This window comes from Herbidospora solisilvae (genome assembly GCF_009901565.1).
Taxonomy (GTDB): domain Bacteria; phylum Actinomycetota; class Actinomycetes; order Streptosporangiales; family Streptosporangiaceae; genus Herbidospora; species Herbidospora solisilvae.
Map to the genome: position 1 here is coordinate 331,750 of NZ_WXEW01000002.1, position 17,197 is coordinate 348,946.

At 72.6% G+C, this 17,197-nt stretch carries 15 protein-coding genes; 4 read left to right on the forward strand and 11 right to left on the reverse strand.

The genetic code is table 11. From position 1 onward, the window contains the following. The first annotated feature begins 66 nt into the window (after positions 1-66). Positions 67-678, forward strand: a complete 612-nt coding sequence (locus GT755_RS07305; protein ID WP_161478947.1) for a hypothetical protein — start codon at positions 67-69, stop codon at positions 676-678. A 51-nt stretch (positions 679-729) separates the two neighbouring features. Here the strand turns inward: GT755_RS07305 and GT755_RS07310 are convergent, their stop codons facing one another. The 7 genes from GT755_RS07310 to GT755_RS07340 all read right to left on the reverse strand — a co-directional run bounded on the left by GT755_RS07310 (position 730) and on the right by GT755_RS07340 (position 5,705). Beyond that, a complete protein-coding gene (locus GT755_RS07310) occupies positions 730-999 on the reverse strand; it encodes an HPr family phosphocarrier protein (RefSeq protein ID WP_161478948.1) in 270 nt (89 codons plus the stop codon). Next, positions 999-2,024, reverse strand: a complete 1,026-nt coding sequence (locus GT755_RS07315; RefSeq protein WP_161478949.1) for a zinc-dependent dehydrogenase — start codon at positions 2,022-2,024, stop codon at positions 999-1,001. The genes GT755_RS07310 and GT755_RS07315 overlap by 1 nt, the downstream gene beginning before the upstream one ends. After that, complete coding sequence (locus GT755_RS07320; protein ID WP_161478950.1) at positions 2,021-2,458, reverse strand: PTS sugar transporter subunit IIA; 438 nt, start codon at positions 2,456-2,458, stop codon at positions 2,021-2,023. The genes GT755_RS07315 and GT755_RS07320 overlap by 4 nt, the downstream gene beginning before the upstream one ends. Next, on the reverse strand, positions 2,451-2,762 hold the full coding sequence (locus tag GT755_RS07325; protein WP_161478951.1) for a PTS sugar transporter subunit IIB: 312 nt from the start codon (positions 2,760-2,762) through the stop codon (positions 2,451-2,453). Before GT755_RS07325 ends, GT755_RS07320 begins: the two co-directional genes overlap by 8 nt. Positions 2,763-2,767: 5 nt before the next feature. Beyond that, positions 2,768-3,868, reverse strand: coding sequence for a PTS mannitol transporter subunit IICB (gene mtlA, locus GT755_RS07330; RefSeq protein WP_161478952.1), 1,101 nt, complete (start codon positions 3,866-3,868; stop codon positions 2,768-2,770). Between the two features lie 99 nt (positions 3,869-3,967). Then, on the reverse strand, positions 3,968-4,906 hold the full coding sequence (pfkB, locus tag GT755_RS07335; protein ID WP_161478953.1) for a 1-phosphofructokinase: 939 nt from the start codon (positions 4,904-4,906) through the stop codon (positions 3,968-3,970). Between the two features lie 37 nt (positions 4,907-4,943). Continuing rightward, a complete protein-coding gene (locus GT755_RS07340; protein WP_161478954.1) occupies positions 4,944-5,705 on the reverse strand; it encodes a DeoR/GlpR family DNA-binding transcription regulator in 762 nt (253 codons plus the stop codon). Positions 5,706-5,912: 207 nt separating this feature from the next. On the opposite strand from GT755_RS07340, the gene GT755_RS07345 reads away from it, so the two are divergent. From GT755_RS07345 to GT755_RS07355, 3 genes are all read left to right on the forward strand, one after another. Further along, positions 5,913-7,040: an ROK family transcriptional regulator gene (locus tag GT755_RS07345; protein WP_161478955.1), complete on the forward strand. Its 1,128-nt coding sequence runs from the start codon at positions 5,913-5,915 to the stop codon at positions 7,038-7,040. A 293-nt stretch (positions 7,041-7,333) separates the two neighbouring features. Then, complete coding sequence (locus tag GT755_RS07350) at positions 7,334-9,004, forward strand: asparagine synthase-related protein (RefSeq protein ID WP_161478956.1); 1,671 nt, start codon at positions 7,334-7,336, stop codon at positions 9,002-9,004. Then, positions 9,001-9,678, forward strand: a complete 678-nt coding sequence (locus tag GT755_RS07355) for a lasso peptide biosynthesis B2 protein (RefSeq protein ID WP_161478957.1) — start codon at positions 9,001-9,003, stop codon at positions 9,676-9,678. The genes GT755_RS07350 and GT755_RS07355 overlap by 4 nt, the downstream gene beginning before the upstream one ends. Here the strand turns inward: GT755_RS07355 and GT755_RS07360 are convergent. From GT755_RS07360 to GT755_RS07375, 4 genes are all read right to left on the reverse strand, one after another. Continuing rightward, positions 9,651-10,673, reverse strand: a complete 1,023-nt coding sequence (locus tag GT755_RS07360) for a DUF4124 domain-containing protein (protein ID WP_161478958.1) — start codon at positions 10,671-10,673, stop codon at positions 9,651-9,653. The two genes, GT755_RS07355 and GT755_RS07360, sit on opposite strands and share 28 nt — an antisense overlap. A gap of 35 nt (positions 10,674-10,708) precedes the next feature. Continuing rightward, a complete protein-coding gene (locus tag GT755_RS07365) occupies positions 10,709-13,159 on the reverse strand; it encodes a helix-turn-helix transcriptional regulator (protein WP_161478959.1) in 2,451 nt (816 codons plus the stop codon). A gap of 130 nt (positions 13,160-13,289) precedes the next feature. Beyond that, on the reverse strand, positions 13,290-14,627 hold the full coding sequence (locus GT755_RS07370) for a DUF1996 domain-containing protein (RefSeq protein WP_328794227.1): 1,338 nt from the start codon (positions 14,625-14,627) through the stop codon (positions 13,290-13,292). A 125-nt stretch (positions 14,628-14,752) separates the two neighbouring features. Further along, on the reverse strand, positions 14,753-17,155 hold the full coding sequence (locus GT755_RS07375) for a glycoside hydrolase family 3 C-terminal domain-containing protein (protein WP_328794228.1): 2,403 nt from the start codon (positions 17,153-17,155) through the stop codon (positions 14,753-14,755). Between the last annotated feature and the right edge of the window lie 42 nt (positions 17,156-17,197).

A 17,197-nucleotide genomic window follows, 5' to 3' on the forward strand; every position in this document is an offset into this window, starting at 1 on the left:
GGTGATCGCCATGGAAATTTGCTGTTACTTCTGGCGATCTTGATGAGAATTCTGGATGATGGGGGCATGGTGAACAAGTCCCCCGAGCCGTTCCGGGCGAGGGTGCAAACGCTGAAAGCAGCCGGTATGTCCTATGTCGACATGTATCTGGGCTGCGAGCGCGTGCGATCGGATTCATGGTGGAACAGCGTCGCCCTCCACGGTGCCTGGGGTGGACCGAAGTCGGCCCGGGTGGGCCCGCCGGCGCCCGAGACATGGGAGGGCATCGCCAAGCTCTTCGGCACGTCGAAGGACGACGTGGCCGCGATGATCGCCGCGGATTGGTACGGCACCGGCGCGACGGACGTACAGCCGGAGGATTCCCGGCGCGCCGGTGCCATGACACAGCTGTCCGATGACGACCTGGCGCTGCTCGATCGGATCGCGGCCCGGCTCGGCAGCACACCACAACCCGAAGGGAGAACCCCCATGGCGGTCCTCGAGATCAAGAAGTGGAGCCCTCGCAACTACTCGGAGGGGGCGGAGAGCACCAAGCGGTGCACGTGGGGAAGCGGGAAGGTCAGCGGCGCCTGTCCTGAGACCCCCGTCTACACGGTGAGGGCTCGCGACGACAGCAGATGGTCCGCCTGCCGGACCCACGTCGTCACGTACATCGACGACCGGCTCGAGGAGCACTGAACGCCGACGGCCGGGCGCCCCCCGAATGGGTGCCCGGCCGTCCCCCTCGATCTACTCCGCGTCGAGGTCCCGTTCCAGCAGTTCGGCCAAGGTCGACAAGGCCGCCTCCGCGCCCTCTCCCTCCGCCGACAACGTCACTTCGGTTCCGTGGGTGGCGCCCAGCGACAGGACCGCGAGCATGCTGTCGGCCCTGACCGCCTTCCCCTCTCCGACGCGGATCTTCACCGGTACTCCCGTTCCGGCCGCGGCCTGGACGAAGAGTTTGGCCGGGCGGGCGTGCAGGCCCGTCGAGGAGGCCACGGTCACTGTTCTCTCTGGCATCACGGCTCCACGGTGACTTTGATGGCCTCGCCGCGCATGACGATGTCGATGCCCTCCAGGACGTCGGTGAGCGGCAGGCGGTGGGTGATCAGGTCGGCGACCGGGACCGCGCCGGTCGCGATGAGTTCGAGGGCCTGCTTGTTGTGGGCGGGGCTCGAACCGTTCGCGCCGACGATGGTCAGTTCGCGGTAGTGGACGAGGTTCGAGTCGAGGCGGATGATCGGGTTGTCCTTCGGCAGGCCGCCGAAGAAGCTGATGCGGCCCTGGCGGGCGACCATGCCGAGGGCCTGCTCCTGGGCCACGCCCGATGCCGCGGCCGTGATGACCACGTCGGCGCCGCGGCCCTCGGTCAGCTTGAGCACCGCCTCGGTCACGTCGTCGCCGTGCAGGGCGGCGTCGGGGTTGACCAGGACGGCCGCCATCTCCAGGCGGTCGGGGTTCAGGTCGGCGAGGATCACCCGCCGGGCTCCGCGCGCGCGGGCCAGGCGGACGTGCAGGCAGCCGATCGGGCCCGAGCCGATCACGACCACGTCGTCGCCGGGGCCCACCCGGGCGAGTTCCTGGCCGTTCAGCACGCAGGCCAGCGGCTCGGCGACCGACGCCTCGGCGAAGCCGACCCCGGCGGGGATGCGGTTGACGCCGTCGACGGCGAGGACCTTCGCGGGCACCACCATGTACTCGGCGAAGCCGCCGTCGTAGTGGTAGCCCATCGATTCCTGGTTGGGGCAGACGGTCATCCGGCCCCGCCTGCACTCGCCGCACTCCCCGCACGGGATCGCCGCGATCACCTGGACGCGGTCACCGGGCTCGAACGCGCCCGTCCCGGTCACGACCTCACCGGCGATCTCGTGGCCCATGACGCGCGGGGGCCGGATGTGGTGGTGGCCGAACTTCAGGATCTTGGCGTCGGTGCCGCAGGTGGAGCAGTTGCGGACCCGGATCAGGAGTTCGCCCGGACCCGCCACCGGCTCCGGGGCGTCTTCGACCCGGATGTCGCCGGGCGCGTGGAAACGCGCGACCTTCATTCTGTTCCCTCCATGAGAAGCCTTCGGACCTCCGCCTCGTCGGCCGTCTCGCGCAGAGCCTCGGCCGCGTCGGGGTCCATGAGTATCTCGGCCAGTTTGGCCAGCAGGCGGACGTGGCCGTCGCCCTTGGCGGCGATGCCGACGCACAGGTTGACCTGTTCGCCGTCCCAGTCGACGCCGGCGGGGAAGCGGAGCACGCAGACCGCGTCGCGGTGCACGACCTCCTTGGCCTGCACCGTGCCGTGCGGGATCGCGACGCCCTCGCCCACGTAGGTGGAGAGCGTGCGCTCGCGTTCCAGCATCGCCGCGATGTACGGCTCCGCCGCCGCCCCGACCGCCACGAGCGTCTCCCCGCACTGGCGGATCGCGTCGTCGCGGTCCTTCGCCACGCAGTCGAGCCTGATGGCGCTCGGGTCGAGCGGGATGTCAGCCACCGACCACGCCGCCGTTCTTGATGGCGTTCACCAGCTTCGTCACCGCCGGGTCGCCGATGAACACCTGGAACGGGATCAGTACCGCCCCTTCGGGCGTCGACTTGCGGGCGCGGGCGGCCAGGCCCGCGTGGGTGACGACGACGTCGGCGTCGGCCGGGATCTGGTCGACTGGTGAGTGGACGACCTCGATGCCGTTGCCCTTGAGCTGCTTGCGGAGCGTGGAGGCCAGCATGACGCTGCTGCCCATCCCCGCGTCGCAGGCGATGACGATCTTCTTGACTGCCGCGCTCTCGATGCCGGCCATGGGGATCACGCCTCCTGCGGAGTGGTGGTGGGCTCGGTCTCTTCCGCCGCGGTCTCCTTCTCGCCCCGGCCGAAGCCGAGCAGCGCCGAGGCGACCACGAAGGTCACGCCGGTGGCGACGAGGACGCCCGCGAGTACGCCGAAGTAGCCGCCCGCCGGGGTAACGGCCAGATAGGCGAAGATGCTTCCCGGCGCGGGGGAGGCCACCAGGCCCGACCCCGTCGCGATGAAGACCAGGATGCCGGAGGCGCCACCGGCGATCATGGCGAGGATCAGGCGGGGCTTCATCAGCACGTACGGGAAGTAGATCTCGTGGATGCCGCCGAAGAAGTGGATGATGATGGCCGCCGGGGCGCTCGGCCGCAGGGCGCGCGGACCGAAGAAGAAGTACGCCAGCAGCAGGCCCAGACCCGGTCCGGGATTGGTCTCCAGCATGAACAGGATCGACTTGCCGGCATCGGCGACCTGGGCGGCGCCGAGCGGGGTCAGCACGCCGTGGTTGATGGCGTTGTTGAGGAACAGCACCTTGGCGGGCTCGATGATGATCGAGGCCAGCGGCAGCACGTTGTGGGTGACGAGCCAGTTGGCGGCGTCGCCCGCCACCTCGGTGATCTTCTCGATGATCGGGCCGATGCCCCACACGCCCAGCAGCGCCACGGCGCCGCCGATGATGCCCGCCGAGAAGTTGTCGACGAGCATCTCGAAGCCGGCCCTGACGCGGTCCTTCACCGCGCCGTCGAACAGCTTCAGCAGGAACGCGGCCAGCGGGCCGATGATCATCGCGCCGAGGAACATCGGCACCTCGGCGCCGACCACGACGCCCATCGTGGCGACCGCGCCGACCACGGCGCCACGCTGGCCGTGCACCATGCGGCCGCCGGTGTACCCGATCAGCACCGGCAGCAGCACCTTGATCATCGGGTCGACCAGGGCGGCGAACATCTCGTTCGGGATCCACCCGGTCGGGATGAACAGGGCCGTGATCAGGCCCCACGCGATGAACGCGCCGATGTTCGGCATGATCATCCCGGCCAGGTAGCCGCCGAACCTCTGGATCGTGGCCTTTATCCCGGTGCCCTCGACGGGCGGGGTGTAGTCGGTGGTCATGTGTGCTCCTTTCCGGGGAGCTCGGGGGGTGGAAAGGGGAGAGCGAGCCGTGGCTCGCGGTGTGAACCTGCCTCCCGGAGACAGGCGAGCGGGCCGCGATCAGCCCCCCGAAAGCGGCCGCGTGGGATCGGGTTCGCTGACGGTCACCCGATCACGTCTGATGTCGCCGGGCCCCGGCATGCGGCTGCCCGGCAGCTGCACCGCCGCGGTCGCCCAGGCCAGCCCCTCGACGAGGGCCGCCTTCCCGCGGGCCCCGGCGGCGAGGAACCCGGCCAGTAACGCGTCGCCGGCCCCGACGGAGCTGCGCGGCTCCTCCGCCGCGCACTCGCCGTGCCAGACGGTTCCGTCGTCGACCAGCAGGGCGCCGTCACGTCCGAGGCTCGCCAGTACGGTCTCCGCCCCCATCGCGCGCAGTTTCGCGGCGGCCTCCATGGCGTCGCCGACCGTCTCGATGGGGGAGCCGGTGGCCTCGGCGAGCTCCTCGCGGTTGGGTTTGACCAGCCGGGGACCGGCCTGCACCGCGGCCAGCAGGGCCGGGCCGCTGGTGTCGACGGCCACGTTGATGCCGGCCTGGCGGAAGCGGCGGCAGAGGGTGGCGTACACGTCGGAGGGGACCTGGGGCGGCAGGCTGCCCGAGGCGACCACCCAGTCCGCGCTGTGCGCGGCGCCGAGCACGGCGGTGGCGATCTCCTCCAGCTCGCGCCCGCTGAGCGTGGCGCCCGGCTCGTTGACCTTGGTGACGGTGCCGTCGGGCTCGGCGAGCGTGATGTTCGACCGGGTGGTCCCGGCGACCGGCACCGTGATCATGTCGATGCCCTCGGCGTCGAGCAGCTCGATCAGCCGCCGCCCCTCCTCGCCGCCGTAGGGCACCACCGCGCACGAGCGCACGTGGTTGGCCAGCAGGGCACGCGAGACGTTGACGCCCTTGCCGCCCGGGTCGAGGTGCGCGGCGGCGGCCCGGATGACCTCGCCCCGCGCCAGCGAGGGGACGTCGACGGTGCGGTCGAGACTGGGGTTGAGGGTCAGCGTGAGGATCATGCGCGCGTCACCTCGGGTTTCGGGGGAGGTGGGGGAGTCATGCGCGGACCACTTCCGGGCCGTGGAGGGCCAGGTCGGCGGCCACCTGGGGGTCGAGGACGGTGTCGGTGATCACGACGTCGATCTCCGACAGGGCCGCGAAGCGGGCCAGGTAGGTGTCGCTGAACTTGGTGTGGTCGGCCAGCAGGACGCTGCGCTGCGCGGAGGCGATCATCGCGCGCTTGATCGCGGCCTCGGCCGGGTCGGGGGTGGTCAGGCCCTTAGCCACGGAGATGCCGTTGGTGCCCATGAACGCCACGTCGACGTGGATGTCGGCCAGGGGCCGCAGTGCCCAGTCGTCGACGGTGGCGAGGGTCCGGCCGCGGACCCGGCCGCCGAGCATGATGACGTTCAGGTTGGCCCGCGCGGCCAGGATCGTGGCCAGCGGCGGCGAGTTCACGATGACCGTCAGCTCGCGGTCGGCGGGGAGTTCCTGGGCCAGCCGCCGGGTCGTCGACCCGGCGTCGATGATGATCGCGCCGTCCTGCGGCAGCTCGCCGAGGGCGGCCTTGGCGATGCGTTCCTTCTCGGACGTCATGACCTCGTCGCGCGCCGCGAGCGCGGGCTCGAAGCCGAGCCGCTCGACGGGGATGGCCCCCCCGTGGACGCGCCGCAGCACCCCGGCCTTCTCGAGGGCGGTCAGGTCGCGGCGCACGGTCTCGGTGGTGACGGCGAACTCCTCGGCCAGGGTCACCACGTCGACCCGCCCGGCGGCGCGGGCCCGGCGCAGGATCTCCTGCTGTCGCTCCTCGGCGTACATGATGTTGGTTTTATCCTTGGGTGTGTTGTTTTATCTGTGATTACACCCGTTTTACGGGGAGGGTCAAGGGGTGAAACCACACCGAAACACTCATGACCACGACATGTCATGACTCGGATGCGCATGGTGATCGCTTTTCGATGTGAAGGGGCTGTGTCACGATCGAGGCGGCACGACTCGTAATTCGAATTCGGCGGCGGGGTGCCCGTGCACGAGACACGTGACCTACTCGACCCGGAGGCCAGGAGCGACAGCGTCCTCCAGGTCATCAGGGCGTTGATGTGCCGTTCCGGCCTGCGCACCGAGCTGGCCAGGCGCACCGGCCTGTCGATCGCGTCGGTCAGCACGGCGGTGCAGCGGCTGCTCGACGACGACATCGCCCACGGCGGCAAGAAGGAGCCCGTCGCGCTGCGCCCGGTGACCGGGGTGGCGGTCGGGATACAGGTCGGCGCCCGGCACGTCACCGTGGCCGCGCGGTTACCCCACTGGCCCCGGGATCAGGTGCGGCTCGTCTCGCTCGGGCGGGGGCTGCGCGACGGCGGGGCCTGGATCGACGCCGCGGCCGGCGCGGTGGCCGACCTCGCCGGGTCGATCGGGCGTGGTCCGGGCGACGTCGCGACGGTGGGGCTGGCCGTGCCCTGGCCGGTCGACCCACGCGACCTGTCGCCCTCGCCCCCCTCGCCCTGGTTCGCCGCGCCCGACCTGCACCGCCGCCTCTCGGCCCGGTTCGGCGAGGTCAAGGTGGTCGTCGACGCCGACGCCCGGCTGGGCGCGCTGAACGAGCAGACCTACCACCATCCGTACGAGACCCTGCTCTACGTCGAGCTCGCCGAGCACGTGCTCGGCGGGCTGGTCGTCGGGCCGCGCATGCTGCGCGGCGCGCTGGGCCGGGCAGGGAGCGTCGGGCACCACTCCGTCGATCCCGTGGGGCTCGACTGCTGGTGTGGCCAAAGAGGATGTTTGGAACGTTACATCAGCGTTCCGGCGGTGCTGGAGGGGGTGTACGTGAGCATCCGGGCCCGAGGGGAGGAGCCGCCCACCTCGATCGGCGCGCTCATCGACCGCGCCCGGGGCGGCGACCCCGACTGCCGGTGGGCCCTCAGCGTCGCCGCGAAGAGGCTGGCCCGCGCCCTGCGCGCGAGCGCCGTCACCCTGGAGACCCAGGCGGTCGTGCTGGGCGGCCCGCTCGCCCCCGGCCTGCGGCTGGTCGCCGCCGAGTGTGAACAGGAGCTCCGCCGCTCGGCGTGGACCCGCCACATGGAACTGCGGTTCGCCCAGCCGGACGCCGCCGCCCACGGGGCGCTGATTCTCGGGCTCATCGGCCATCTCCGCTGACTCTCGGTAGAGTCACTCTGGTCTCTTCCGTATCCCACTTCACAGGCACAGGTGGTCATTCATGTCAGCAGAGGGGCCCGAACCGCCTTCGCCGGAGCCCGACTATGAGCCGCCCACCCTCATCCGCCTCGGCCGGGTCACCGACCTGTTCGGCGGAAACTCAAGCAGCGGAAACGCCGACGCGAATTCCGACTATTACTGGTGATTTCGGAATTCTGATCAGAACGGTCGGCGGCCGTCTCGACGGAGGCGCGGCCCTCCCGGGAAGACCGGCGTGGCCCGGCGCCGACGCGGTGCGGATCTACGGCACACCCCCGTCCGGCCTGGTCAGAGCCGTCGACCGCGGCGACCGCCGGGTCGTCTTCCTCGGCCACGTCCTGGCCACCGAACGGGAACTGCGGACCGCCCCGATCCGGGAACTGCCCGGAGCTTATTCCTGCGGGATCGTCACCGCCGACGAGGTGGAGCTGCACACCGACCGCGCGGGTCAATTCCCCTTTCACATCTCGGTACGCGGCCACGAGACCCTGATCGCCCATCACGCGACCCTCCTGGCCGCGCTCCATTCCCGCACGCCCGACCCGCTCTCGGCGGCCATTCAGATCACCTGCCCGAATGTGCTCGCCCTGACAATGGGCCGTTCGTTCTTCACCGATGTCGGCCGATACGAGAATGTGCACCACGGCCCCGTGCTCCCGCTGCGTGAGGCGCTGACGGAGGCGGTCTCCCGGCGCGGCCCGGGAGTGAGCGCCGACTTCAGCGGCGGCATCGACTCGACCTCCCTCGCCTTCCTCGCCGCGGCCGACGGCCCGGTCGACGCGGTCGTCTACCACCACGAGCAGCTCCCGGCCGCCGACCTCGATGCGGCCCGGCGGGCGGCCGCCCTGAGCGACCGCATCAGGCTGAGCGTGGTCACCGGAGACCGGGAGACGCTGCCCTACCAAGGGATCGACGAAGCCCCGGCAGTGCCGGGGCTCGACCTGCCCGCGCCCGGCCTCCGGGCCCATCGCAGTGCGGCGGGACTCCATGCGAACGTGCCGGGAGGTCTGGCGGTGCCGGGGCTCGACTGGCCGGCGCCCGGCCTCCTGGCCTGCCGACGGGCGGCGCTGCGACTCGACTGGGCCCGGCGGTCCGGAGGTCCGGTGCATCTCACCGGAGAAGGCGCCGACGCGCTGTTCCAGCCGCCGCCCTCCTACCTCGCCACCCTCGTCAGACACGGCGACCTGCGGAGATGGGCCGGCCACAGCGCACGGCTGAGCCGGTTGCGGCAGGCGTCGGCGCTCGACCTCGCGCTGCGGGCGGCCCGCCTCGCCGCCACCTCCCACGGCCGGGCGCTCCGCGTGCTGGCCCGCTCCCTGACCCGCCCGCCCGCCACCACCCCGCCGCGCCCGGCCGACGCCGTCGCCTGGTGGAACGTGCCGGGCGAGACCGCCGGATGGCTGACCCCCCGGATCCGCCGCGAACTGGCCGACCTGGCCGCAGACCCCGCCACCGTCCGCGGGCTCCCGCCGGGCCTGACCCCGGCCCGGCACGCCACGCTGGCGTCCCTCCGCTCGGCCGCCGCCGCGCAGCGCTTCCTCCGCACCCTCGGCGACCACCTCGGGGTGCGGGTGCACGCCCCCTACCTGGACGACGCGGTCGTCGGCGCGGTCCTCGACGCCCCGGCCCCGACCCCCGACCCGTCGAGGGCCAAGCCGCAACTGGCCGACGCCCTGACGGGGCTGGTCCCCGAGCCGGTCCTGACCCGCCGCACCAAGGGCGCCTACCAGGCCGAGGAGTACGCGGGCGCCCGCGCGGCCCGCCGCCGGATCGCCGCCCTGCTGGCCGACTCACGCCTGGCCGACCTCGGAGTGGTGGATCCGGCCGCCGTGAGCGACACGCTGACCCGGCTGAACGCCGGGGCGCCGGTCCCCCTGAGCGCGCTCGGGCGGCTCGTGGCCCTGGAGGTGTGGCTGCGCGGATGATCTACCAACTGGCCGACGACGAGCGGGGCCTCGTCCTCGTCGACGTCCGCACGGGCGAGTGCCACGTCCTCAACCCGCCCGGCATGGTGACCTGGAGCGTCCTCAGCTCGGGCGGCAGCCGTGACGACGCGGTCAGCGCCCTGGCCTCCCGCTATCCGGCCGTCCCGGGAGAGCGGCTGCGCGCCGACGTCGACGCGCTGCTCGACGACCTCCATCAGGTCGGGCTGGTGCCGGTCGCCGCGCCCCCGACGGCGGCGACCGGCCGGGTGCGGCCCTTCGACGTGCCCATGGCGGCCGGGCCGCCGGGCCGCCCGGGTCTCCGGGCGGCCCTGTTCCTGATGGTGGCCGCGGCGGTGCTGCTGCTGTTCCCGTTCCGGGTCGCCCACCGGCTCGCCCTGCGCGCGGGCCGGAACCGGCGGCCCCTCGACCCGGCGACCGCGCGCCGGATGGCCGCCGACGTCGGCCGCGCCGCCGCCTGGTTCCCCGGCCGGGCCGCCTGCCTCCAGATCTCGCTGGCCACGGTGTTGTGGGCAGGGGCCCGGGGACGCCGGGCCGAGTGGTGCTTCGGGGTGCGGCCCGATCCCTACACCTTCCACGCCTGGATCGAGGCCGGCGGCGAGCGGGTCACCACCGGCGACGAACCGTCCTACCACCGGCTGCGGTTCCTGCCGTAGTCCATGGGCAGGGCCTGGAGGCGTTCGACCGGGATCTCCGACAACACGAAGTACTTCTCCGGGCCGTCGGGCTCGACGAGGTGGTCGGGGTCGAACAGCTCGAAGTAGGGGTCGACGCCGCCGTTGCGGGCCATGTGGGGGCGCGGGTCCTCCGCGTACGTCACCAGGGCGCCGCCCTTGTCGGTCATGATCAGGCCGTATTCCTGCATCGCCCGCGCGATGGTCCGGGCGGCGGGCGAGGTCAGGGTCGAGACGTCGAAGGCCGGGTCGAGGCGGAAACGCTGGCCCTCGCACGGGATGTCCTCGCCCTCGACGAAACCGTCGTTGCGGGTGGCGGGCCAGCTGTGGCAGTTCGCCCTGGTGCGGACCGTCACGATGTTCAGCGCGTGGTCGATGTAGCCCCGCCGGAGCTCCTCGATGCGGATCGTGAACGCGCCGAACGGCAGGCCCGTGGCGGTCGCGCCGAGCGGGTTGTCGAAGATGCCGGGGTTGCGCGAGTAGTTCTCGATCTTGCCGCCCCAGCAGGCCGACCAGTTGCCCAGGGCGTCCTTCTCGGCCCGCCAGAAGTCCCAATAGGTGTCGGTGGAGGGCTGGTAGATCGCCACGGAGGCGTCGGTGCCCTTCGAGACGATCAGGTCCCCGGGGGTGGGCACCGAGCGCAGCGAGTCGGCGATGACCGGGGCGAGGTGGGGCAGGCCCAGGCAGTCGGAGAAGCGCCACTGCCTGCGGGGGGTGTGCCTGCCGACGGTGTAGACGGGCGCCGAGTACTCGTCGGTGTTGATCGCCCAGCTTCCGTAGTTCTGCTCCTTGTCGAGCTTGATGTTGTCCACGATGGCCTGCGAGTTCGGGGCCAGCGGCACGTTCCGGGGCAGCTTCTGGTTCCACGGGCCCCACTTCGCGAAGCCGTTGGTCGGCCTGGGGTGGGCGTCGGCCGTCGCCGGGGCCATCACCAGCGCGGTCGTCAGGGCCAGGATGAGCGCTTTGCGCAGCAGCATGGCGCGAGGGTAGGCGGGGGCGCCCTCCGGAGGCTTCAGGGTGCGACCCCGGGAATTCCGGCCGCCGACCCCAGCTCGCGCAGCTCCCGCCGCGAGCTGATGTCGAGCCGCCGGAACACGTGCCCCAGGTGGAACTCGACCGTCTTCACGCTGACCACGAGCCGGTCGGCGATCTCCCGATTGGTCAGGCCGTCGCAGGCCAGCCCGGCGACGGCGCGTTCGGCGGGGGTGAGGTCGTCGAAGGGGCGGCCGGGGCCGTCGACGGCGAGGCCCGCGTCGCGGGCGGCGGCGCGCGTCAGGTCCTGGTAGGCGCGGGCGCCGATCCGCTCGAACTCCCGGTACGCCGCCCGCAACGCCCGCTCGCCCGCCTTCGACCTGCCCCGGAGCAGGTGGCAGCGGCCCGTGAGGAGGTCGACGAACGCGCGCTCCAGCGGGAACGGCGCGGCGTGCACGCGGGCCTCGGCGAAACAGGCCAGCGCCCGCTCGTGCTCGCCGCGGGCCATCGCGATCAGCCCCCGGGCCCGGGAGGCGCCCAGGCCGTCCGGGAGATCCGGGGGGTCCCCGAGATCACCGGCCCGGCCCAGCTGGGCGAGGGCCTCCTCCCGGACCGCGCCGAGCAGGTGGGTACCCGGTTCGCCGGCCGGATAGATCCCGGCCAGGTCGGTCGACGCGGCCAGCGCCCACGACGGGTCGTCGCGGGCCCGCGCGATGGCGATGGCCGCCGCGGCGGCGTAGACGCGGGCGGCCGGCACACCGGTGGCGCGGGCCCAGCGGGCCGACTCCTCGGCGTGGGCGCCCGCACGGGCCCACTCGCCCATCGCGGCCAGCGGGTAGGCGGCCTGGGCGTGCAGCATCGCGTAGTCCCAGACGCGCTCGTTGTCCTGGGCGTCGGCGACGGCGAGTTCGGTGTGCAGCACCGCCTCGGCCAGCTCGCCGCGCCGGTAGAGCGCCTCGCCGAGGAAGCCGAGCGCCTGCCCGACCCGCAGCGGTTCGCCCTCGGCGGCGCGGTGGACGGCCAGCCGCAGGTCGGCGCAGGAGCCGTCGAGGTCGCCGCGCCACAGCCGGATGACGCCGCGGGCCACCAGGCCGTCGAGCCCGGCGGGCGCGCCCGGGGTGTCGGCGGAGGCCAGCAGCTCCAGCGCCTCCGCGCCGCGTCCGGCGACGGCCAGGCCGAGCGCCCGCGCGAACCACGCGAAGGCCGCCACCCAGGGCTCCCGCGCGCCCGCGACCGCCCGCGCGCCGAAGGTGATCATGTCATGGTCCGAGACGGTGACGACGCCGATGACGGCGAGCTGGCTCGCGATCCGGGCGTCGAGGTCGGCCGGGCCCTCGTCGGCCTCCAGGTCCAGCGCGTGCAGCAGGAGGGCCCTGGCCTCGGCGACCTGGCCCATGAGGAGCGTCTGGTAGCCGTACACATAACGACCCCGCCTGCTCCGGTCGGCGGCCAGCCAGCCGCGGAACGGCAGGGTGCGGGCCAGGTCGCCGGCCACGAGCATGGCCTCGAGCGCGGCCAGCCGCAGGCCCCGGTCGCCGGTCAGCGGGAGCGACTGGGCCAGCAGCACCGCCGCCTCCTGGGTGCGGGAGTCGCGCTGCAGCCGGGTCGCCTCCCGGGCGATCTCGGCGGCCAGCGCCTCGTCCGGCGCACCCCCGGCGGCGGCGATCCGGTGCCGGAGCGAGTCGTGCCGGGCGTGCAGGGCCCTGCGGCGGGGCTCGGGGATGTCGTGGTAGAGCACGCTGCGGACCAGCGCGCTGGTGAACTCCAGCCCCTTGCCGGTCCGGCGCACCAGGCCCGTCGCCACCGCCGCGTCCGACTCGCCGCCGACTACAACGGCCCAGCGCCGCCCCTGCACGGACCCGGCATCCAGCAGGGCCCTGACCTCGGGCGCGCATCTCCTCAGCCGGTCGCGGACGGCCGTCACGACCGAGCGGGGCGCGGGCAGCGGGCCGGAGCCGTAGGCGAGGGTGTGCGGGTCGAGCTCGTCGAGCAGGTGGCGGGCGTGCAGGGGATGGCCGCCGGTGTGCTCGTGCAGGCGGGCCGCCCCGGCCGGCGACAGTTCGGGGTGCCCGCACAGGGCGGCCAGCCGGATCAGTTCCCCGGCGCTCAGGCCGGGCAGCGTGACGCGTTCGGTCATCAGGCGGCGCCAGCCGTCGCCCAGGGCGCCGAGGTCGCCGACGACCACCACGAACACGTCGGGGCGGCGCCGGACCGCCAGGCGCAGCGCGCCGAGCTGGTCGCGGTCGGCCCAGTGGGCGTCGTCGAGCACCACGACGCAGTCGCGGAACACCGGTTCGGGGCCCTCCCAGGCCAGTTCCGGTTCGTGTTCGTCGGCGGCGGCCCAGAAGACCGGCCGGTCCTGGCTCGCGGCGAAGCGGCGGGCCAGCGCCGTCTTGCCGATGCCCGGTTCGCCGTCGATCCCCACCACGTGTGCCCTGGTGGTGGCCAGCCAGGTCAGCTCGGTCTCGCGGCCGACGAAAACCTCCCGCATTCCGGCTATTCAACGGTCTGGCCGTGGATCGCCAAAGGGTTGGCGGCAGCCGTACCGGAAAAGGGCTCTTGGCCGGTGAATCTTTCACGGGCTCCCGGCCGCGCCGAGCCGGGAGCTTTTCAGCGGCGCGTCACGGAAGTTCGAAGTTCTCCGTCAGCGCCGCGCCTCGATGGGGTTTGTAGAGGTCGTAGCCGCGCGGGTTGCACTGGAGCCCGCCGTTGATGCAGTGGCGGACCAGCGCGGCCAGGATCGCCGGATCGTCCCAGGCGTTGAAGAAGTCGTAGTGCCACGAGTAGCCGCGGCCACTCGACAACCTGGCGTTCGACAGGTCTCCGCTCGCCGGGAAGGCGATCTTGAATTCCAGCATCGGCACCGCCACCGGGTGGGACGACGGGCAGTAGCCGCCGACCGGGTAGGCCATGTGGCTCTTGTGGTTGGCGCTGTCGAGGTTCACGCCGTCCCAGCAGCTCGGGGCCTGGTAACGCACGTTGACCTGGCTTCCGGCCGGGCAGTTGGCCGGGATGTCCCACTGGAAGGACAGGTCGCCGCACTCGAAGCCCTCGACCCGTCCGGGCGAGTCGCGGAACTCGGCGAGCGTGGCGGTCGGGCTGCCGACGACGAAGCGCAGGCCCTGCGGGAAGGGCACCACGCGCCAGTACTCGTGGATGCCGGACTTGTAGTAGATGACCTGGTTGCCGATCGGGGCGATGAGCTGGTCGCCCTTGTAGAAGCTCGGGAACCAGTAGGCCGACTTGTCATGCGGGTTGGTGCACGACGTCGAGCCGTTGAGCAGCGACGCCGAGGTGCTGGACGCGTTCGTCGTGGTGTTGCCGACGAAGGTGTGCATGTGGGAGGCGCCCGGCAGGTTCGGGTAGACGATGGGGTCGTCCGGGCGGTGCTGGGTGAGCGAGCAGTTGGCCTGGAACTCGCGGTGGGTGACCGGGTCGGTGAACGTCGGGCTCGGGACCGGCTGCTGGCCGGAGCCGCCCGTGCCGTAGATCTTGAACTCCCAGAGCGAGTAGCCGTAGCCGGTGCCGCGCTGGGTGCCGTAGAGGCGGACGTAGCGCCCCGAACCGGTGACGTTCAGCGTCTGCGTGCCGCCCGTGCCGGTCGTGGTGGTGTAGACGTCCGTGTACGGCCCGCCCGCGTTGGCGGAGGTCTGGATCTTGAACGACTTCCCGTAGGCGCCCTCCCACTGGAGGACCACCTGGGAGATCACGGCGTTGCCGCCCAGATCGACCTGGATCCACTGGGGGTCGCTGAAGGCGCTGGCCCAGCGGGTGCCGGTGTTGCCGTCGAACGCGGCGCCGGCGGCGTAGCCGTCGCCCTCGTTCGACGAGGCGGTGGCCGGCCGGTTCTGGGAGATGAGGGCGTCGGCGGCCATCGCGGGCGCGATGACGGCCAGCCCGGCCGTGATCGTCGCCACGATGGTGGCGACGATCAGGCTCAGGCGTATTCGTGGATGCACGGCGTCTCCTCGGCAGGAAGGGGGGTGATGGAGAGCGCTCTCCAAAGGAGAGTGGGCCGTGTCATCTCACCTTGTCAAGAGCCTGCCGGAAACACGCAGTTCACATACCGTGCTCCTGGGAACGCTCACGGCGAAGGGGACGCGACGCATTTGAGCCGCAGATCGACCACCGAGCGTCCGGCGTGCACGACGAACTCCCCGTCCTCGGTACGCCACCCGCCCGCCTCCCAGTGCTGGAAGGCCCTGCGGGGCAACTCGACGACCACGTCGACCGCCTCGCCCGGATCGGCGCGCACGACGGCGAACCCGGCCAGCCAGCGCGGCGGCCGGCCCGAGCCCGGTTTGGACAGGTAGACCTGCACGACCTCCCGTCCCGGCCGCTCGCCGGTGTTCCTGACCCGGACCCGGACCCCACCGCCGACCGGCGTGAGGCTCTCGTAGGACCACGTCGTGTAGCCGAGGCCGTGGCCGAACCAGTAGCCGGGCGACCGGTCGGCGGTCAGCCAGCCGCGATGGCCGACGTTCAGCCCCTCGGCGTAGATCACCTGCCCGTGCACCGGCGCGGCCGGGACGAGCGGGACGTCGCTCCAGGTCGTCGGCAGCCTGCCGCCCGGTTCGCGGCGCCCGGACAGCACGTCGGCGACGCCGTGCCCGCCCTGCTGCCCGGGGAACCAGCAGAGCAGCAGCGCGTCGACCTCGTCGCGCCAGGGCATCGCGACCGGCCCGCCCGAGTTGACCACGACGACCGTTCTCGCGGCGGCGGCGACGGCCTTGACGAGGTCGTCCTGGCGGCCGGGCAGCCCGAGGCCGGTCCGGTCGTGCGCCTCGCTCTCGATCTCCTCGGTGGTGCCGACCACGACGACCGCGACGTCGGCGCTCCTGGCCGCCTCGACGGCGGCCTGGATCGCGGCGTCGTCGTCGGGCCGGGGCGGGTCGGCGGCCAGCACGCAGGCCCGGCCGGTGTGGGGCTCGATCGCCCGGGTGCCCGTGACGAGCACCTCGACGCCCTCTTCGAGCCAGACGACGGCGTGCCGGAAGGGCGGTTTCAGGTGGACGGTGGCGGGGTCGTCGCTGTCGCAGGGCACGTGGGTGTCGAGCACCCGCTGACCGTCGACGCTCAGGGTGAGGCGTCCCCAGCCGGCGACGGAGAGCCGCCAGTGCCCGGAGACCTCCGGGCGCAGGAAGGAGCTGACCTCGACGGTCGTGGTGCCCTCGACCAGCGACGGCTCGGGCAACCATCCGGTCCGCCGGTCCTCGGCGAACAACTCCTCGCCGTCGTCGCCGAGCATCCGGACCCACGCCCGGTCGACCGGCGACGGCCCGGCCTGGACGTCGACGCCCGGCACGTGGACCAGTCCGGGCGCGACCTCCCGCAGCCCGTCGAGGATGGAGACGACCCCCGAGGGGTAGACGCCCCCGCTCCCGCCGCCCTGGATCCGGGTCCGCGCCGCGTGCGCCCCGATGACCACGATCCGGGGTGTGGACAGCGGCAGCACCCCGCCGTCGTTCTTCAGCAGCACGCACGAGTCGGCCACCGCCCGCCGCAGCAGCGCGAGTTCGGCGGGGTCGCCCGCGGGCCCGCCGGCGGCCGGCTCCGATCCGGCCGTCTCCGGCGCGAGCCCGCCGTTCCGGGTGAGCTGCACCCGCTCGGCCAGCGTCATCGGAACTCCGCGGGGAGCTTCGCGACCGGGGTGCGGCGTCGGCGCGGTCGCCACCTCAGGCAGGACGCGGACCCGGTCGGCCAGCAACCGCAGCCGGGCGATCTTGTCGTGGACGACCTCCTCGGGGACCGTTCCCTCGCGGACGGCCGCGCGTAACGGGTCGCCCCAGAAGTCGTTCGGCCCCGGCATCGCGAGGTCCTGGCCCGACAGGGCCGAGGCGACCGTCGACCGGACGCCACCCCAGTCGGACACCACCACCCCGTCGAAGCCCCACTCGGTCTTCAGCGGGTCGCGCAGCAGTGGACTCTCGGCCATCGGCGCCCCGTTGACCTGGTTGTACGCCGACATCACCACCCACACCCCGGCCGCCACCGCCGCCTCGAACGGCGCGAGGTAGACCTCACGCAGCACGCGGGCCGCGATGAGCGAGTCGTAGGTCATCCGCTCGGTCTCGGCCTCGTTGCCCACGTAGTGCTTGGCCGTCGCCGCCACCCCGCGCGACTGCACGCCGGCGACGTAGGCGGCCCCGATCAGGCCGGTGAGCAGGGGGTCTTCGGAGAAGCACTCGAAGTGGCGGCCCCCGAGCGGGGAACGGTGCAGGTTGAGGTTGGGGGCCAGCAGGACGTCGACCCCCTTGCGGCGGGCCTCGGAGCCCAGGAGGGCGCCGAGCTCGCCGACGAGGCCGACGTCCCAGGTCGCCGCCAGGGCGGTCGGTGAGGGCAGGACGAGCGAGGTGCGCCGCTCGTCCCAGCCGGGCCCGCGCACCCCGACCGGGCCGTCGGACATGACGAGCTCGGGCAGCCCCAGGAGAGGTTCCGAAGCGGTCCGCCATACCGACGACCCGGACAACAGCCGGACGAAGTCCACAGATCCCCCCGCGTCTGAGTGGGTTGGAGAGCGCTCTCCATT

Bases quoted from the DNA above. Each gene is read 5' to 3' on its own strand.
- GT755_RS07305 (WP_161478947.1), top strand. From the start codon at position 67: ATGGTGAACAAGTCCCCCGAGCCGTTCCGGGCGAGGGTGCAAACGCTG.
- GT755_RS07310 (WP_161478948.1), bottom strand. From the start codon at position 999: ATGCCAGAGAGAACAGTGACCGTGGCCTCCTCGACGGGCCTGCACGCC.
- GT755_RS07315 (WP_161478949.1), bottom strand. From the start codon at position 2,024: ATGAAGGTCGCGCGTTTCCACGCGCCCGGCGACATCCGGGTCGAAGAC.
- GT755_RS07325 (WP_161478951.1), bottom strand. From the start codon at position 2,762: ATGGCCGGCATCGAGAGCGCGGCAGTCAAGAAGATCGTCATCGCCTGC.
- mtlA (WP_161478952.1), bottom strand. From the start codon at position 3,868: ATGACCACCGACTACACCCCGCCCGTCGAGGGCACCGGGATAAAGGCC.
- pfkB (WP_161478953.1), bottom strand. From the start codon at position 4,906: ATGATCCTCACGCTGACCCTCAACCCCAGTCTCGACCGCACCGTCGAC.
- GT755_RS07340 (WP_161478954.1), bottom strand. From the start codon at position 5,705: ATGTACGCCGAGGAGCGACAGCAGGAGATCCTGCGCCGGGCCCGCGCC.
- GT755_RS07355 (WP_161478957.1), top strand. From the start codon at position 9,001: ATGATCTACCAACTGGCCGACGACGAGCGGGGCCTCGTCCTCGTCGAC.
- GT755_RS07360 (WP_161478958.1), bottom strand. From the start codon at position 10,673: ATGCTGCTGCGCAAAGCGCTCATCCTGGCCCTGACGACCGCGCTGGTG.
- GT755_RS07365 (WP_161478959.1), bottom strand. From the start codon at position 13,159: ATGCGGGAGGTTTTCGTCGGCCGCGAGACCGAGCTGACCTGGCTGGCC.